The 17,690-nt window shown below is 43.7% G+C and carries 13 protein-coding genes; 3 read left to right on the forward strand and 10 right to left on the reverse strand.

Features of this window, described 5'->3' with window-relative positions:
• Nucleotides 1-7: 7 nt before the first annotated feature.
• The gene (locus FLA_RS19640) at nt 8-1,390 is read left to right on the forward strand and encodes a RagB/SusD family nutrient uptake outer membrane protein (protein ID WP_076379195.1); all 1,383 of its coding nucleotides are present in this window, start codon (nt 8-10) and stop codon (nt 1,388-1,390) included.
• A 63-nt stretch (nt 1,391-1,453) separates the two neighbouring features.
• Here the strand turns inward: FLA_RS19640 and FLA_RS19645 are convergent, their stop codons facing one another.
• Together FLA_RS19645 and FLA_RS19650 are read right to left on the reverse strand one after the other, a co-directional pair.
• Complete coding sequence (locus FLA_RS19645; RefSeq protein WP_076379196.1) at nt 1,454-2,584, reverse strand: formylglycine-generating enzyme family protein; 1,131 nt, start codon at nt 2,582-2,584, stop codon at nt 1,454-1,456.
• Nucleotides 2,585-2,621: 37 nt separating this feature from the next.
• Nucleotides 2,622-3,953, reverse strand: a complete 1,332-nt coding sequence (locus tag FLA_RS19650) for a DEAD/DEAH box helicase (RefSeq protein WP_076379197.1) — start codon at nt 3,951-3,953, stop codon at nt 2,622-2,624.
• 434 nt (nt 3,954-4,387) lie between these two features.
• On the opposite strand from FLA_RS19650, the gene FLA_RS19655 reads away from it, so the two are divergent.
• On the forward strand, nt 4,388-4,657 hold the full coding sequence (locus FLA_RS19655) for an HU family DNA-binding protein (RefSeq protein WP_076379198.1): 270 nt from the start codon (nt 4,388-4,390) through the stop codon (nt 4,655-4,657).
• 76 nt (nt 4,658-4,733) lie between these two features.
• The gene (locus FLA_RS19660) at nt 4,734-5,075 is read left to right on the forward strand and encodes a metalloregulator ArsR/SmtB family transcription factor (RefSeq protein ID WP_076379199.1); all 342 of its coding nucleotides are present in this window, start codon (nt 4,734-4,736) and stop codon (nt 5,073-5,075) included.
• A 40-nt stretch (nt 5,076-5,115) separates the two neighbouring features.
• Here the strand turns inward: FLA_RS19660 and FLA_RS19665 are convergent, their stop codons facing one another.
• From FLA_RS19665 to FLA_RS19700, 8 genes are all read right to left on the reverse strand, one after another.
• A complete protein-coding gene (locus tag FLA_RS19665; RefSeq protein WP_076379200.1) occupies nt 5,116-6,234 on the reverse strand; it encodes a hybrid sensor histidine kinase/response regulator in 1,119 nt (372 codons plus the stop codon).
• Complete coding sequence (locus tag FLA_RS19670; RefSeq protein ID WP_076379353.1) at nt 6,231-6,812, reverse strand: chemotaxis protein CheB; 582 nt, start codon at nt 6,810-6,812, stop codon at nt 6,231-6,233. Before FLA_RS19670 ends, FLA_RS19665 begins: the two co-directional genes overlap by 4 nt.
• 13 nt (nt 6,813-6,825) lie before the next feature.
• Nucleotides 6,826-7,653 carry a CheR family methyltransferase gene (locus FLA_RS19675; RefSeq protein WP_076379201.1) on the reverse strand — a complete coding sequence of 276 codons (828 nt, stop codon included), beginning with the start codon at nt 7,651-7,653 and terminating at the stop codon, nt 6,826-6,828.
• A 1-nt stretch (nt 7,654) separates the two neighbouring features.
• Nucleotides 7,655-11,110 carry a response regulator gene (locus tag FLA_RS19680; protein ID WP_076379202.1) on the reverse strand — a complete coding sequence of 1,152 codons (3,456 nt, stop codon included), beginning with the start codon at nt 11,108-11,110 and terminating at the stop codon, nt 7,655-7,657.
• Between the two features lie 86 nt (nt 11,111-11,196).
• The gene (locus FLA_RS19685; RefSeq protein ID WP_076379203.1) at nt 11,197-12,213 is read right to left on the reverse strand and encodes a dipeptide epimerase; all 1,017 of its coding nucleotides are present in this window, start codon (nt 12,211-12,213) and stop codon (nt 11,197-11,199) included.
• Nucleotides 12,214-12,257: 44 nt separating this feature from the next.
• Nucleotides 12,258-14,972: a 4-alpha-glucanotransferase gene (locus FLA_RS19690; RefSeq protein WP_076379204.1), complete on the reverse strand. Its 2,715-nt coding sequence runs from the start codon at nt 14,970-14,972 to the stop codon at nt 12,258-12,260.
• 106 nt (nt 14,973-15,078) lie between these two features.
• Entirely contained in the window at nt 15,079-15,396 is a 318-nt protein-coding gene (locus FLA_RS19695; RefSeq protein WP_231940288.1) for a response regulator, read from the reverse strand.
• Nucleotides 15,397-15,544: 148 nt separating this feature from the next.
• Nucleotides 15,545-17,647, reverse strand: a complete 2,103-nt coding sequence (locus FLA_RS19700; RefSeq protein WP_076379206.1) for an endonuclease MutS2 — start codon at nt 17,645-17,647, stop codon at nt 15,545-15,547.
• Nucleotides 17,648-17,690: the final 43 nt, after the last annotated feature.

Raw genomic sequence — 17,690 nt, forward strand, 5'->3', positions numbered from 1 at the left:
CAATGCTATGTTAAAAAGAGCTATTTATATATCCTTACTGGCAGCGGGAAGCATCACTTCTTCCTGTACCAAAATACTGGAACAAGATCCTCAAAACTACCTCGATGCCAGCACCGCCTTTACTACCGAATCGGCTGTACGAGCCGGGCTGGTAGGTGTGTATGACGAATTTCAAAGCACCTATTACACAGGTGTGGCCCTGATGATTTTACCGGAACTGGAAGGCGGCAACCTCACCGAAACCGGTTCCTATACCGATTACCAGGAAATAGCCAACGTTACTATTTCCACCAACAATACCAGCACCACCAATGCATGGAACTACATTTACGCCGGTATTAACCGTGCCAACAATGTAATTAGTGCTACCAACAGCATTACAGATGCTTCGTTCACTGCCGATGAAAAAAAAGCTGTGATAGCAGAAGCTTCTTTTTTGAGAGCCTATATGTATTTTGACCTGCTGCGTTGCTACGGTGGCGATACCATCAGCTATGCCAGTGCTTCAGGAGCTGGCGTACCTATACGCCTTACCCCTACCACCGAATCTTCTCAGGCGGTTGCCATAGCAAGATCCAATGCAGGGGAAGTATATACGCAGGTGTTAAAAGATCTGGACACTGCCATTGCAGGTTTAAGCATTAATCTAAGCAGTGCAGGCCGAGCCGATTTAAATGCAGCAGTAGCTTTAAAAGCAAGAGTGCAGTTATACCGCGAAAGCTTTGATGATGCAGAAAGCCTGGCAACCCAAATCATCAACCAGTTTTCATCTTCTACTGCCTATGGTGGATTAGCAGCTAATTATGCTTCTATCTTCTCTACTAAAAACACGAAGCCGGAAAGCATCTGGGAAATACAGAATACTGCTACAGATGGCACTTACCTGGGCTATTATTACTATGGCCGTAGCGAAGTGGCCAGCAACAGCAACCTGGCAGCAGCACACGAATCGGGAGACGTGCGTTTAACAGTAAACTACAACAACAGTGTAAGTGCTACAAAATACCGCCAGCTGAAGTTTACCCACTCTGACTATTCTGACAACATCCCATTGATAAGACTGGCAGAAGTATACCTTATAAGAGCAGAAGCCCGTGCCAGGAAATCGACACCTGACTTAACCGGTGCTTTAGCTGATGTAAACATGGTGCGTGCCCGCGCCGGGTTAAAAGCTTCAACAGCCACTACGGTAGATGGAATTGTAGACGCTGTATTGAATGAGCGTCGTGTGGAATTGGCGCATGAAGGGCAACGTTTCTTTGACCTTCGCAGATTAAACAAAGCAAAATCTGCTTTATCTATTTCTCAAGGTTACCGTTTGTTATGGCCTGTACCGCAATCTGAAATTAACGCAGGTGCCGGTGTAGTTACCCAAAACTACGGTTACTAATAGCTTTATCCCTGTTGGATTGTCAACTACCGCTTCTGCTACGGCAGGGCGGTAGTTTTTTTATTACCGGGCCCCATCTTTTACACAGCGGAAACCGGTATGCTCTAACCCCGTATCCGGGCTGCTTTTCATTCTACGCGCCACGCGGTAGCCGCTGCAATAACTATCGTTACACAGGAAGCTGCCCCCGCGCAGGCTTCTTTTAGGCGTATACAACTCATCAGGATCATTGCTTTTAGCAGGCCCCTTCGGATTATCGCTTAGCGCCGGTAAGGTGGCATAATAGCCCGCATCGTACCAATCGCTGCACCACTCCCATACATTACCCGCCATATCATACAAACCATACCCATTGGCGGCAAACTGCTTTGCAGGAGCCAGTGTAGCAAAACCATCCTTTTTATCGTTTTTATAAGGAAAGCTCCCCTCCCAGCTATTGGCCTTGGGTTTACCGGTATTAATGTGCTCGTTGCCCCAGGGATATATATGATTGAGTAAACCGCCACGGGCTGCAAATTCCCATTCAGCTTCGGTAGGCAGGCGCTTACCCGCCCATTTGCAATAAGCCACCGCATCAAACCAGCTTACCTGCACTACGGGGTAGTTATCTTTTCCTGTAATAGAACTTCCAGGCCCTTCAGGGTGCTGCCAGCTGGCGCCGGGTACCCAGCTCCACCATTGATTATAGTCCTGTAAATCTACTGGGCCGTTGGTAGTGTGAAACACCAGAGAAGCGGCCACCATCACACTATCAGGCGGTTTGGGAGTGTTAGGAGGGAGGGTTTTCTTCAGTTCGTCCCAATCCGGCTTTCTTTCTGCCGTGGTAACATACCCCGTTGCTTTTACAAACGCACGAAACTGCGCATTGGTTACCTCTGTAGCATCTATCCAAAAAGCATTCAGCTTTACTTTGTGTTTGGGATATTCGTCGTTACTGGCCTGGTTATTATCCCCGCCCATGTCAAAAATGCCAGCGGGAATCAATACCATGCCTTCTGTAGAAGCAGCACTACTTTCTTTGATAGCAGGCGTATCGGAGATAGCGCCAAAGCGGGATGGCGTTCTCATACACGACATCTCCGAATCTTTTTTCACCGCTTCCACATGCGTTTGCTCACGGGCAGTGTTGGTATTATTGGCACAGGCCATGAGCACACAGGCGCTCATGGCCATATAGGCAGTTGGTTTAAACATGTTATAAATTTACCAATTGACCGCCATTGTAAGCCGGTTACTTGGCAATTTCTATTTTCACCTTCTGGTTCTTTATCTTTTCATTTTTCACCAGGTTCAACGTGGTGCTCGCTTTGGATTTTCGGATGGCAACGAAGGAAGAGAAATCTTTTACCTCAATCAACCCTATATCCTCTTTCTTTAACTGGCCCTTATTGGTAAAGAAGCCTACAATATCCACCTTGTTCACCTTGTCCTTTTTACCGGCGGCAATAAAGAAAGTAGTCCATTTAGGCTTTTCAGGCAACTCCACCTCCTCAGGTAAGGTAATTTCTTCTTCTATTTGCGTTACATATGCCGGTACCTTTTCTTCGCGCGAAAGCAGTAAAATAGCGGTACCGCTGGCTTCCATACGGGCTGTACGGCCATTACGGTGCGTAAATATATCTTCGGTATGTGGTAGATGATAATGTATAATGTAACGGATATGTGGTATATCCAGTCCACGGGCTGCCAGATCGGTGGTCACCAGGATGTTCACCGTTCCGTTCCTGAACTTGCACAAGGCGCTGTCTCTGTCACGCTGCTCCATAGAACCGTGGTAAAACACGTTGGTAATACCTCTTTCAGACAACAGGGAGCTGGTGCGCTCTACAGCTTCTCTGTGGTTACAGAACACAATGGTAAGCCTGTTACCTAAGAAGCATATTAAACGGAATAAGGCTTCAATTTTGTCTTTATCTTCCGAAATCACCGTTTTTATGGCCAGTCTGTTGTTCTCTGCATCTTCTTCAGAAAGGAAATTCAGCTTATGCGGCTCGTCAAATTTTACAAAGTCCGGCACCTCTACCGCTTCTGTTGCAGAAGTAAGAATACGTTTTTGTATGCCCGGCAACGAATCTATAATAAAAGAGATCTCATCCTGGAAGCCGGCTTCCAGCGATTTATCAAACTCGTCCAACACCAATGTGGTAATGGTATCTATGGTAATATTACCCCTTCTGATATGATCGCTTAAACGCCCGGGCGTGCCTATTAATATAGCAGGCGGTTGCACCAGGTTCTTCTCTTCTGTTTCGCGCAAATGCCCGCCGTAGCAGCAGGTTATTTTCACGCCCGTGCGCATAGAACGTAACACCTGCTCTATTTGCAGCGCCAGCTCGCGCGAGGGCACTATAATAAGGGCTTGTGTGGATTTGGTATTGCTGTAATCCAGTCCCTCCAGCACCGGTAACAGAAACGCAAGCGTTTTACCCGAGCCCGTGGCCGACAACAGCAGCACATTGTTATGCGTCTTATTAGCTTCTATAGATGCCACCTGCATCTCGTTTAAAGCTTCAATGTTTAAGCCAGCCAGGGCATCCTCTATAGAATATTTTTTGTTTTGCATCGCAGCAAAAGTACAAAGAATGCCCGAGTGTACCGGAAAACACCAGCTGTGTTACCCTATCTGCACTACATATCCCATCATTTAAAGGTGTAAAAGCAACAAATAAGTATAAAAAACCATATTTCATCAATAAAAAGCCCCTCCCCTATAGAAAGGGCAGGACACCCCATATTTAAAGGAATGATAACGGTACAGGCTATTTTTTTTACACAGCTTTTCAACAATACCCATTCATGATTGTTTAATAGTAAAAAATCGCGAAAACATTACCTGTACTGCGTTTAACAACGTTCAGGTAATGCAACACCAATGGAATAGGGAGCCACGAGTATAAAAAAAATCATAAATTATGTATAATACTGTTAATTAGAATGATTATACTTGATTCATGTCCCCTATCTTTGGTCCATTATTTCATCCAATACACTTCATTTATGAACAAAGGCGAATTAGTTGAAAAACTTGCCGGCGACGCAGGCATCACTAAAAAACAAGCTGGCGCTGCAATTGACTCTTTCACTGAAGCAGTAGCTAAGACTTTGAAAAAGGGTGATAAAGTTACCCTTGTTGGATTTGGTACATTCTCTGTGTCTAAGAGAGCAGCTCGTACTGGTCGCAATCCCCAAACTGGTGAAAAAATTAAGATCAAAGCTAAGAAAGTAGCCCGCTTCAAAGCAGGTAAAGAACTTTCTGCTAAAATCTAACGTAATTGGTACCCTATTATTTATTAAGTAACCTGCCGGTTCACCGGTAGGTATTTCCCCTAATTAAATTATTAGCATGGCAAAGAAAGCAGTTACTCCTAAAAGCAGTTCTTCTAACAGCGCTGAAGCATTAGCGTTCAACAAGTCTGCACTGAAACAGAATGTATTAATTCTGAGAGCGATTGATCATCCATTAAGGCAAAAATTGCTGAAATTAATCGACAAGAAGAAAAACATTACGGTGAAAGAGATAAAGGCTAAGAATGTAATTGATGGTGTTATCGTATCGCAGCACCTGGCCATTCTGAGAAAAGCGGGCCTTGTAACTTCCGAAAAATTCGGCCGTATTGTAAGCTACAGTATAAACTATCCTGCTTTTGAAAAGGCAATGGACAAGTTTAACGAGCTTTCTAAATAAATTCAAGAGCAAAGGCAGCCAGAAGCTGCCTTTAATTTTTTTATTGCTTTCTCCATTCAAAGAAGAAAGAGCTGCCTTCATGGGGTTGTGACTCTACCCATATTCTTCCCCCCTGCTCTTCTATCAGCATTTTAAGAATGTTCAAACCCACACCTGTACTACTGTCCTGCGTAGATACATTGTTGGTTACATGAAACAGCTGAAATATCTTCTTACGATCTTCCGGTGCAATACCAGGACCATTATCTCTTACAAAAAATTCGTAAAATTCACCTTCTTTATCGTTACAACCTATCTCCACCACCCCATTCGGCTTATTGTTGTATTTGATAGCATTGCTGATAAGGTTTTGAAACACCTGCTGCAGCTTTAATTTACGGGTGTTCAGCACCGGCATTTCCGTTACCACATCTATGGTAATACGCTTTGGAGGAAATAACAGATAGGCTATTTGTAACACCAACTCGCGCACATCCACCTCTTCCCTGGTTTGCTGCCCTATGCTTTTACGGGAATATTCCAGGATAGAACCAATCATATCACTTAAATGATTTGCTGCCTGCGACAGCATTTCCACATGATCTCTTACATCAGCTTGCTTGTTTACATTTTCATTTTGCCCCATTACTGATAACAGGGTAATAATGGCTGACAAAGGTGATTTTAAATCATGCGAAACAATGTATACAAAACGCTCCAGTTGTTTATTGATACGCTCCACCTCTTCCAGCGAGTCTTTCAGGCTTTGCTGATAAAAATGAAGATGCTCAAATACACTCACCTTAGCCTTGGTAACATGCGGATCTAATGGTTTTTGCAGATAATCTACAGCACCATGGCTATAGCCCTTCATTACATATTGCTGCTCTTTATTAATAGCGGTAACAAATATGATAGAGATATCGCGCGTTTTAGGGTTCGACTTCAACAGCTTGGCCACCTCAAAACCATCCATGCCGGGCATTTGCACATCCAGCATAATAAGGCCTATATTTTCATTCTTTAAAACATACTTTAATGCATCGTTACCCGATGTGGCCTTAATAAAATGCCGGTTTTCACCCTCAAGCATGTCTTCCAGGGCAATCAGGTTTTCCTCCCGGTCGTCTACTAATAAAATCGTAAAAACCTTATCATTACTATTCAGGATACTGGTCATTTGGTGCGTAATAAGTTTTCAAAAAATAAGGGTAATCCGGAAGGTTGCAAGATAAGCACTTCCGGGATTATCTCTATCGCCGCCAAAGGCATAGTTGGATATTCTGCCGTTTTCGGGTCCTGCACCACAACCTGCCCACCTTGTTGCTGTATCATCTGCAATCCGGCAGCACCATCCTGGTTTGCCCCGCTAAGCAATATAGCAGTAAGATTGCCACCAAATACCCTTGCAGCACTTTCAAAAGTTACATCTATAGAAGGCCGGCTAAAATGCACCGGTTCAGAATAATCTAAACTGAAGGTTTTATCCGGTTCTATTAACAAATGGTAATTCTGTGGGGCCAGGTAAATATGTTTATTCCTGATAATATCTTTATCTTCCGGTTCCCGCACCCTTTTATGTTTATGCAGCCCCATCAGTATTTTATCCAGCTCGCTGCTTACATTCTTTAACCGGTGTAGTACAATTACGATTGGATGTATAAAGTCAGGAGGTAGTTGTTCTATCAGCGACATAATCACCGACACACTTCCTGCCGACCCTCCAATAAGCACCATATGTTGTACAGATTTGTGCATAGCAATCCGGAGTTTATATTTTTCGCCTGAAAATTTTGGCACTGGCATGTACCGTTTCAAACCTGCCCCGCAAATCGGTAAATAATAATGACTCTTTCATACCAATTGCCAGGTATCCCATCGGCGACAAGCTATCGTAAAACAAATGATAAATGCGGTTTTGCAAGTCCCTGTTAAAGTAAATAAGCACATTGCGGCAGCATATCAGTTGAAATTCGTTAAAAACCTGGTCGCTTACCAGATTGTGCTGTGAGTAAATGATTTTACTGCGCAGCTCTTTCGCTATTAACGCATTTTCGTAACGGGCAGTATAATAGGTAGAGAAATCGTGAAGCCCGCCCGATTGCTGGTAGTTAGCAGTATAGTCCTTCATATACCGCATAGGCACAATACCCGTTTTCGCTTTTTCTATATTGGCCGGGTTGATATCAGTAGCATAAATACGCGTCCTGTCCAGCAAACCCGCTTCATGCAACAGAATGCACATAGAATACACTTCTTCCCCCGTAGCACAGCCTGCATGCCATATTTTTATCACCGGGTAAGTAGCCAGTTTAGGCAGCACTTTTTCGCGCAGGGTTTTATAAAACAACGGATCACGGAACATTTCTGTTACATTCACCGTAACCGTTTGTAAAAACCAGGCAAAGAAATCTTTATCATTGGTGAGATTATACTTTAAATCGTAGGGCGTTTTTACCCTTGCCGTATCCATAAACCGCAACACCCTGCGCTGCAGGGAAGCCTGCGCGTAGTCACTGAAATCGTAACCATACGTTAACCTGATCAGTTCTACAATACCGGCAAGCTCATCCAGACTAATTTCATACTTTGCGCTCATATTATTGCGACAGCCATACCCGCATCAGCGAAAACAGCCTGTTAATATCTATTGGTTTGGTTATATAATCACTCGCCCCTGCCTCCAGGCATTTTTCCTTATCACCCTGCATAGCCTTTGCCGTTAAAGCAATCACTGGCAAACGTGTTAATTTCAATTGCCCGCGAATTTGCCTGATGGCTTCAAAACCATCCATCTCAGGCATCATGATATCCATTAACACCACCTGTATACCAGGGTTATTTTTTAATTGATCCAGGGCATCCTTACCATCACTGGCAGTAATTACCTCCATCTTCTGAGTTTCCAGTGCCGTGCTTAATGCAAACACATTGCGCATATCATCATCTACCAGCAACACCTTCTTCCCTATTAAAATATCGTTATCAACCAGGGTAATATTCTGCGGCGGGGTTATTTTTTTAGCGCCCTCCTGCAGCTTGTATAAAAAAAGCTCCATTTCATCAATCAGCCTGTCGCGCGCAAATGAAGAGTCGCGGATAATAACGTTAGATATACGTTTCAGCTGCAGTTCGTCAGAAGCAGAAATATCGTTATCCAGGTAAATGATCACCGGAATCTCTATCCCCTGTATACTATTGCGTAACCGTTGCACCTCTTCAATACCTTTTTCTATATCCTTTCCTATATCTGCAATAATGCAATCGAACCGGGTTTCTTTAATCAGCGTAATGGCCTCGTTGATATTGCCGGCATAGGTACAGTTTACATCCAGGTGCCTTTCCTGCAATATGCCGTGCAGATCGTTGCTTTTTAAATACTCCCCCGACACAACCAACAGCTTTTTAATACCAGCCGAAACCTGCTCGCCAAGCACAGAAAAAGCTTTTTCCAGGTCATCTTTAGAAACAGGTTTCGACAGATAGGCTACTGCACCATTGGATGCCAGCCTCGCCTCATCTGCAGCAGAAATAATATGAACAGGTATATTTTTTACCATTTCATCCTCCCTGAATATTTTAAGCAGGTTCCAGCCATCAATTACTGGTAACTGCATATCCAGTATAATGGCATTGGGACGGTATTTACGGGCGTAATACAAACCTTCATCCCCTTGTAATGCAACAATAGTTTTGTAGTTTTTATTCCGGGCAAAGTCCTGCACTATACGGGCAAACTGTGCATCATCTTCAATAATCAGCATTATCTTATCGCCCTTGGCAAGCTTATTACGATCGTCCAGCACTTTGGTTTGCTCTGTTACCTGCAATGGAGTGATATCAGCAACATCACCATCCATCTCTTCGGGCAATGGCCGCGTGGTGGCAATATGCTGTTGAATAGCAGAAGCATTTACCGGCAACAATATAGTAAAGGTGCTACCCTCGCCTTCCTTACTGGTTACCTGCAATTCCCCCCCCAATATCCTTACCAGTTCTTTACTGATAGAAAGCCCCAGCCCGGTGCCGCCATACTTACGGCTGGTGCTGCCATCTGCTTGCTGGAAAGCTTCAAAAATGAGTTGTTGTTTTACAGGAGAAATACCAATGCCTGTATCAGTAACAGCTATACCAATTACCGCTTCACCATCTGCCAAAGGCTGCCCTTTGATAGTGGAAACAGAAGAAGCATAATAAAACTGTAAACTCACTCTTCCTGCTTTAGGCGTAAACTTAAAGGCGTTGGACAACAGGTTTTTAATCACCTGCTCCAGACGTTGTATATCGGTAGTAATGGTAGCAGGCACTTCCGGCTGTGTGGTAACAGTAAACTCCACTTCTTTTTCTTCAGCCACCACATGAAACAGCTGTTGAATATCTTCTGTAATATTTTTAACACTTACGGCTTCAAAGGAAAGCTCCACCTTGCCTGCTTCAATTTTACTCAGGTCAAGAATATCATTGATCAGCTTCAACAGATCGGAACCTGACTTATGAATGATTTGCGCGTATTCAATTTGTTTGGAGTTGAGGTTATTGCCTTTATTTTCAGCCAGAATATTGGCAAGAATTAATACACTGTTTAAGGGCGTACGCAATTCATGCGACATATTAGCCAGGAATTCCGATTTATACTGGCTGGTTATTTCCAGCTCTTTGGCCTTTTGGGTAAGTGCCACTTTGGCTAACTCCACCGCCTCGTTTTTCTCTTCCAGCTCGGTATTAATTTGCCTTAACTCTTCATCATGCACACGAAGCTCTTCCTCGGAGGCTTGCAACACTTCTGCCTGACGCGTCAGCTCTTCATTGGTCTGACGCAGCTCTTCCTGCTGATGCTCCAGTTCTTCTTTCTGTACCTGCACCTGTTCCAGCAGGTTCAATATCCTGGCCCTTCCTTCTGCTGCATTTAATGTAATGGCCAGGTTATTATTGATGGCATTCAGCAAATCAAGCCAGGCCTGTTTCATGGGTGCAAAAGAAATCAACTCCAGCACGCCTTTCAACTCCTGGTTATACCATAAAGGCATGCATATAATACAACCTTTTTGTGTATTACCTGTGCCTGATGCAATAGACCAATATCCTTCAGGCACATCCTTCACTACCAGAATATTTTTACCCTCAGCTGCCCTTCCCGGAACTCCCTCACCTAATGAAAATTGCTTTTTAGTATAAGTAACTCCTGTAGCCGCTTTTAATTCCAGCAGTTTTGTTTCCTCATCATAATAATATAAGGCGCCGGCAGGCAATTCCATATACTTGATCAGCGCATCTATAACAAACTTGTTTAGGGCATCCAGATCGTCTATTCCCTGTGTTCCATGATTTACATCAGTCATGCCGGTAAGCAACCAGTTTCTTTCTACATTCACGTCATTTAACTGCTCCTGCTCTTCAAGACTTTTTTGCAGCTCAATTTCTGTCCTGCGCCTCCGCCTGAATTCTGCTGCAATGATGTAAATAAGTGTAATCACAATCAGCAATATCAGCAAAGTGCCTATAATTAACACCCAGTTGGTAGTGCGGATGGTGGCAGCATTTTTCAGTTCCCGTTTTTTCAGCAATGCAGTTTCTGTTACAATAATATCGCTCACAGAATGTCTTACCATATCCATCAGCTCCTTTTCCTTGCGGGTAACCGATATGCGTTTTTCCTGGTCATAAGAATCTGCCTCCTGCCCCAGACTTTCCCAAAAATTCAGCAGATTTTGAATATGCTGCTGCATTTCGTAGGCTTTGGAAATTTGTGTAGAACTATCCCGCACTAACCTTCTGATGTTAGCAGAAGTAAGGGCCACATTCGGCAATGCCTCATAATAAGGACGTAGAAAGGAGGTGTCAGTAGTGTTTCGGTAGCCCCTTCTGCCAGTTTCCATATCCACCAGCAGCTTCTGGAGTTTATCAGCTTCAGCAATCACCTGGTAAGTATGCTTTACCAGCTCCCCCTCTTCGGTCTGTGCCTGAAAAGCAGTATACGATCTCACGCCTACAACCAATACCAGGAAGATAGCCAATGTAAACAACACATATAAGCGGGAATTTAAAGATAGCTTCATAGATACTCAGTAACGATTAGTAATAATACAACATAAAAAGCTGCCTAAGCAGCTTTTTAGCATATTTTAAGGGGCTATTGCCACCATTATACAGGGTGAATGCCCAGGCCGGGCTTACCGGAAAGCCTTACTGTTCCCTGGTCGTAAGTAAGACCAGTGGCTTTGTCTTCGGCTAGCAACAGCGGACCATCCAGATCGGCATAATCCAGCTGAGGCAAAAAGTTAGCTATAGCAGCAGAGCCAACCGAGCTTTCATTCATACTGCCCATCATCACTTTCATACCCAGTTCACGAGCCTGTTTAATCATGCGGATAGCGGGCGTTATGCCGCTGCATTTGGTAAGCTTAATATTAATTCCATGAAAAAATCCGTTACACTTTGCCACATCTGCTTCGCCTACGCAGCTTTCATCCGCAAACAACGGCAATGGCGATTGCTGGTACAACTCCTTCATCCCTTCCCAGTTATCTTTTGCCAGGGGCTGCTCAACCAGTTCTACCCCTAACGCCTGTAACTGAGGAATTTTGTCCAGCGCTTCTTCCAGCGTCCAGCCACCATTAGCGTCTACTCTAAAAGTGGCATCCGTATGCGCACGCAAAGCTTTCACCAGTTCAACATCCCCTGGCGTGCCCACTTTTATTTTATACACCGGCCAGGGCTTTGCTTTCATTTTAGCAATCATAGCCTCGGCAGTATCAATCCCTATCGTGTAATCGGTAAGTGTAGTAGATGCTGTAAAAGGCGTATCCCACAACTGGTACAACGCCCTCCCTTTCATTTTTCCAAACAAATCCCATCCGGCCATATCCAGGGCACATACCAGGAAAGGATTTTGCGGCATCAGGTGATGCAGGTAATGCCAGTATCGTTCCGGCTCGGTGAAAGCAAATTTTTCCACCATGCGCTTTTTCGCTTCCAGCTCGGCCACCATCTGCTCTACGGTAATATTATAATAAGCAATGGCAGGCGCTTCGCCAAAGCCCCAGAAAGGGCCCAACTGCAGGGCCACCATTAATGCTGGCTGATGCGTTTTGGTACGTCCGTTAGAAATGGTAAACGGATACTCAAAAGGCAATTCGTAAGTACGGTAATGAAGCACCATAACAATAATTCAGAAAACGATTAAAAGCCAAATGTAGGAGCTAATTACCGGTTAGCTGCTTTTACAGCTTCTTTTAATTCTGTATTAAATGAAGTGGCTTCCATCAACTGTTCCAGGCTCAGATGCATGCGGTACCTCCAGTAATGTTTAGGATTGGCCGGGATGTTAATACGCTCATCGTGCGGGTTATCCCTGCGCAAATGAGCATCCATACCCAACAGATCCTGTAACTGGAATATACTCCACATAGCCGGCGAATACAGATGTTGCATTACAATGGCTTTGTTTACCCACGCCTCACAGAAATAAGGCGCATCGCCCCACTGGTTTAATTCGTTGTTGAAGAAATGCTGTGTTTTGTTCCTGTCTTCCTCCCACCAGCCACGTATGGTACTCATGTCGTGCGTAGAAGGCGTAACCACACTCAGGTAAGGTGCATAGGCAGGATGGAAAAATTCAGTAGCCGGGTTCTTAGGCATACGCTGAATTTCCAGGCTTAAAAAACCCAGTTGTTTCATTACATCCGGCACACAGGCAGGCACCATACCCAGGTCTTCGCCACAAATAAGCATGTTGGTTACCCGCTTCAAAGCAGGCAGCTTTTTCAAGGCTTCCTGACGCCAGAAATCATCCTGACGCTGGTAAAAATAGTTTACATATAACTGGTGTAACTGGTATTGTGTGTGTGGATCGAGATAGCGGAAGTTCAGGGTTTGATCCATTCCAAAACGGAAATGATACTGCTGGCCTTCGCTCCCCTTTACTTCAAACAGTATAACATTCGATAACAGATCGTACAATCCCTGGCGGGTAGCATTGTTATAATCAGAATCGTCCAATGCCGCAAAATGCGCTTCCACCTGCCGTTGCGTAGCAAACTCGGCACGAAGCGTATATTCATACGGACCATTATTATTCAGAAACTCTTTCTTGATATTCTCTTTGTTATCACCAAAAATGTCCTGCAATACCTGGTCGTTAATATAAGGCTGTGTATAACGATGATGATCGAACCAGATATTATTGTTGTAAAACTCGCTTACATGCACAGGAATAGCAGGTTCAAAATACCCCATGATACCTTCTACTGCATGAATAGGAATCGTCCATATGCGAAAGAAGCCCAGTATATGATCAATACGGAAGGCATCAAAATAATAGCTCATCTGGTGCAAACGTTGCTTCCACCAGGCAAAGCCATCTAATTGCATCAATTGCCAGTTGTAAGTAGGAAAGCCCCAGTTTTGACCTTTGATGGCAAAATCATCCGGTGGCGCACCAGCCTGCACATTCATATTATATAACGAAGGCTGCTGCCAGGCATCTACACTGTAACGGTAAATGCCAATAGGTATATCCCCTTTAATAATAACTCCATTATCATGCGCATATTGCGTAGCTTTTTTCAGCTGCAAATGCAAATGATATTGTATAAAATAATGCAGTCCAATACTTTCAAAAGCACGTCCCTGCGTATCAGAAGCCAGCTTCGCAATGGCAGCTTCGTTATACACTGCATGCTCAGCCCATTGACTATAATCCGCAGTATTGTATTTATCACGGAAGTGGCAGAACACCGCATAAGGAACCAACCAATGACTGTTTTCCTCAAAAAATTCATTAAAGTCCGCATCCGCAAAAGTGTCTTTCCCCTGTAAAGCATACAGCTGTTTCAACAGGCTGCGCTTGAGTTTAATTACTTCGGGGTAGTCAATGGCTTCCAGCTTGTTTAACCGGGCCGCCTCTTTAGCAGCATTGCTTACCACAAATTGATTGGCAGGCAAAGCCACCTGCCCGGCATCTATATAAATAGGATGCAGGGCAAAAGCAGAAATAGCTGCATATGGATAAGAATCAGAAATAGTGTAATTAGCTGTAGTATCATTAACAGGCAATAGCTGAATCAATTTCAACCCCGTTTGCACAGCCCAGTCAACCAGCAAATGAATATCACTGAAACTGCCAATCCCCATACTGCTGTCGCTTTTTAAGCTAAACACAGGAATAGACACGCCCGCCCCTTTCCAGGTATTATCAGGCAATGCCGTAAAGCCATCGTTAATTTCAATCTTCCTGTTTTTAGCAGGTGTATCAAACAATACACGGTTTACTCCCTCTTCGTAATGCACAAAGCGGTGAATAATGGTATTGTACACACCATATTTATAAGCAATAGGAAAATCTTCCTTGTTCAGATCCAGCGAAACAGTCCAATCGTCCTGTCCAGGCTGGCGATGCAATAAGGTAGGAGTTTCAGTATTCCACTCACCCAATCCTGGAGCGCTGCCTGTAATACACAGCACCTCCCCTTTTTGCAGTAAGGGACTTTTTACACGAAATGTATGCGAAAACGCAACAGCTTTAACAGCTGCAGCAGGCACCTCCGTAAAATTTTCTTTCAGCAACACCTGCTGAAAAGGTTCGGTATAAAAGGTATTTCCAAAAAATCCCGCATGATTCCAGGCATCAACAATTACCACAGTATCAGTTTCATTACCGGTAAACTGTAGTGTTCTGCTGCCTGCCCAGTCAGCATAGATGCTGCCATCGGCATTTTTTAATATATAATGGTAACTGATATTTTCCAGCGGAAGTTGCTGGCTGTTGATAGCAATTTCTGCAACCCAATAGTCACTGTTAAAGTAATGCATGGGTACAGCAGAAGAAAACGCATCATTTCCAAGCACCGGATGGTTCCCACTTACAAACAACGATTGTCCGAAATGCGTGTGAAAACGAAGTTGAAAGATAACCTTCATCAAAGTCAATGTTTACCGTGTACAGAATAAAAAGCATGCCCGGTACGGAAATGGCAGCAAAATGAGCGCTAAAAGTAGACATTGTGTAATTGTTACACAAATCTTTTTAGTCTATACTCTCCAGTACGTCTTTAGTTAATGGCTTTGAAACAAAACGCTTTACCACTCCGTAAGAAGCTGCCCTGGCATAATCTTCCGGGTCAACTGTAGAAGAAAGTACATAAACAGAAGGCTGTTTGGTAAAAAGAGCTTCTACCTTATTGAATTGTTCTAAAAATTCCCAACCATTCATCACAGGCATATTGATGTCCAGGAAAATAATGTCCGGCATTTCACTCTCCTGCTTTTTGGCAAGATCCTGCAAATAATCCATCGCTTCCTGACCATTGGTTACTGATTTCAGCTTTTCAGCAAAACCAGTCATTCGGATTATTCGCTCACATACCATTATAGTAATAGGATCATCCTCAATTAGCAAAATTGATTTAAAACGGGACATTCATAAGTAATTTTACTGACTCTTAATAACGATGCACTCTCCTTTCAGGGGATTCAAATATATATGATTTTAGCTAAGATGTTGGTTTTTCTTCTACAACAATCAGGTCAGACAGCTCTACACTCATAGGAACCACGCCTATTTGAACGATAGCTCTTTTACCTCTTATCTCCTTCACCTGTCCTACCTGGAAGTTTTTACGAAGCTTCACCTTAGCTCCCACTGTTATGTCAGCGCTCACCTCTTTGTACTTAGAATCAAGCTTTTTCGCCACTTTATTATTAACGAGTTGCTCTTTTTTCTTAAACAGAAGATTCTGCACCTGGTTCATCACCGCAGCTTTGTCATCTGCTTTACGCCATTCAAGTACAATTTGTTTTAATTTTCGCTCAGTATCTTTTAAATAATTAATACGATCTTCTGTTATAACATTCTGGTGTTTCAATAGTTCAACCTGCTGGCGATGTTTTTCTTTATCCAGCACCTGCTCCATTTCCTTCTTCAGCTTCTCATTCTCCCTTATCAGCTTATGCAGGTCTTTCTTTTCTTTATCCAGTTGCTGCAGGTCTTGTTCGGTACGGTTCAACAACCTGTCCAGCTTGAAATGATCTTCATCCACCAGGTTGCGGGCACGGTTAATCAGTTGCTGTGGCAAACCTATACGCTCTGCAATTGAGAAAGTATAAGAGCTGCCCGGCTTGCCCACTATCAGCTTATATAAAGGCTGCAAATGCACCTCATCAAACGCCATGGCACCGTTAATAATACCATTGGTACGATTAGCCATCACTTTCAGATTCAGATAGTGTGTGGTTACAATGCCGTAAGAATGCCTGCGGGCCAGCTCTTCCAGAATCACCTCGGCAAAAGCCCCACCCAGGTTAGGATCACTACCACTACCCAGCTCATCAATAAAGAACATCGTTTTACCGTTGGCATTTTCTATAAAATGCTTCATGTGCAGCAGATGAGAGGAGTAAGTACTTAGTTCAAACTCTATACTTTGCGTATCTCCAATATGTATGTATAACTGACGGAAGATGCCCATCTGGCTGGTAGGATGCACAGGCACCAGCAAGCCACTTTGCAGCAGCAACTGGTTTAAGCCTACCGTTTTCATGGTAACCGTTTTACCACCGGCGTTAGGACCGCTGATAATCAATATCCGCTCTTTCTCGTCCAGGGTAAGGTTTACAGGGATTGTTTTTTTACCCGACTTCTGGTTGTAGATGTATAATAAAGGATGATAAGCATCTTTTAATTCAATATGCGCTTTATCTGCCACATTGGGCATGTTGCCATTCATATCAATGGCCAGCTTTGCCTTAGCGCGTATAAAATCCAGCTCACCGGCAATATCGTGATATACAAATAGCAGGGAGCTGTACACCGACATGCGGCCGGTAAGATCACGCAGAATGCGCATTACCTCCTTCCGCTCGTCGTTTTCCAGGCTAAACACATCGTTGTTTAACCCGATGGTTTCTTCCGGTTCAATAAAAGCAGTTCTGCGGCTGTCACTTTCGCCGTGCAAAATGCCTTTTACCATGCGTTTATGTTCCGAAAACACAGCCACTACCCTGCGCCCGTTGCTAAAGCTTTCGTCAATATCGGCCGTATAGCCCGATTTGGACAGTTTAGACAACACTTTATCAAACATGCGCCGCAGCTCGTTACGCTTGCGATACAGGCTCATTCTTATTTTCGCCAGTTCAGGCGAAGCGTTGTCTCTTACATTCCCCTGCTCGTCCAGCACTTCATCAATTAACTCAATGATCGTTTTCTCATAATAGCTCTCTGCTATTACCTGGGTTAGCGCAGGATAAGCCAGGCGCCGCTCATTGTCAAACCAGCGGAACAGCTTTTCCATGCTTTCTGCCAGTTTACGAATAACCATCCATTGCTCGCCCACCAGCGTGCTTCCGGGTATGCTTAACAGTTTAATGTCCCTGTGAATATTCAACACATGGTCATTAGGGAAATATTGCGCAGTTTGAGTGATGAGTTTGTACTCGTGGCTTTGCTGCAACTCTGTTAAAATGTATTCTTTTTTGGTGTGTATCCTTAAATTTGATGCCTTGTTTTTGGCATACTCGGTTTTACAATACTCAGTTAGTAAATGCTTCACCTTATCAAATTCCAGTTGTACCGCCGCAGATTCGGGATATAGTTTCATTTATTGTCTCACAAAAATTATCATACAAAGGTATTGAGTATTT

The organism is Filimonas lacunae, assembly GCF_002355595.1.
GTDB lineage: Bacteria > Bacteroidota > Bacteroidia > Chitinophagales > Chitinophagaceae > Filimonas > Filimonas lacunae.

Bases quoted from the DNA above. Each gene is read 5' to 3' on its own strand.
- FLA_RS19640 (WP_076379195.1), top strand. From the start codon at position 8: ATGTTAAAAAGAGCTATTTATATATCCTTACTGGCAGCGGGAAGCATC.
- FLA_RS19645 (WP_076379196.1), bottom strand. From the start codon at position 2,584: ATGTTTAAACCAACTGCCTATATGGCCATGAGCGCCTGTGTGCTCATG.
- FLA_RS19650 (WP_076379197.1), bottom strand. From the start codon at position 3,953: ATGCAAAACAAAAAATATTCTATAGAGGATGCCCTGGCTGGCTTAAAC.
- FLA_RS19655 (WP_076379198.1), top strand. From the start codon at position 4,388: ATGAACAAAGGCGAATTAGTTGAAAAACTTGCCGGCGACGCAGGCATC.
- FLA_RS19660 (WP_076379199.1), top strand. From the start codon at position 4,734: ATGGCAAAGAAAGCAGTTACTCCTAAAAGCAGTTCTTCTAACAGCGCT.
- FLA_RS19665 (WP_076379200.1), bottom strand. From the start codon at position 6,234: ATGACCAGTATCCTGAATAGTAATGATAAGGTTTTTACGATTTTATTA.
- FLA_RS19670 (WP_076379353.1), bottom strand. From the start codon at position 6,812: ATGCACAAATCTGTACAACATATGGTGCTTATTGGAGGGTCGGCAGGA.
- FLA_RS19675 (WP_076379201.1), bottom strand. From the start codon at position 7,653: ATGAGCGCAAAGTATGAAATTAGTCTGGATGAGCTTGCCGGTATTGTA.
- FLA_RS19680 (WP_076379202.1), bottom strand. From the start codon at position 11,110: ATGAAGCTATCTTTAAATTCCCGCTTATATGTGTTGTTTACATTGGCT.
- FLA_RS19685 (WP_076379203.1), bottom strand. From the start codon at position 12,213: ATGGTGCTTCATTACCGTACTTACGAATTGCCTTTTGAGTATCCGTTT.
- FLA_RS19690 (WP_076379204.1), bottom strand. From the start codon at position 14,972: ATGAAGGTTATCTTTCAACTTCGTTTTCACACGCATTTCGGACAATCG.
- FLA_RS19695 (WP_231940288.1), bottom strand. From the start codon at position 15,396: ATGACTGGTTTTGCTGAAAAGCTGAAATCAGTAACCAATGGTCAGGAA.
- FLA_RS19700 (WP_076379206.1), bottom strand. From the start codon at position 17,647: ATGAAACTATATCCCGAATCTGCGGCGGTACAACTGGAATTTGATAAG.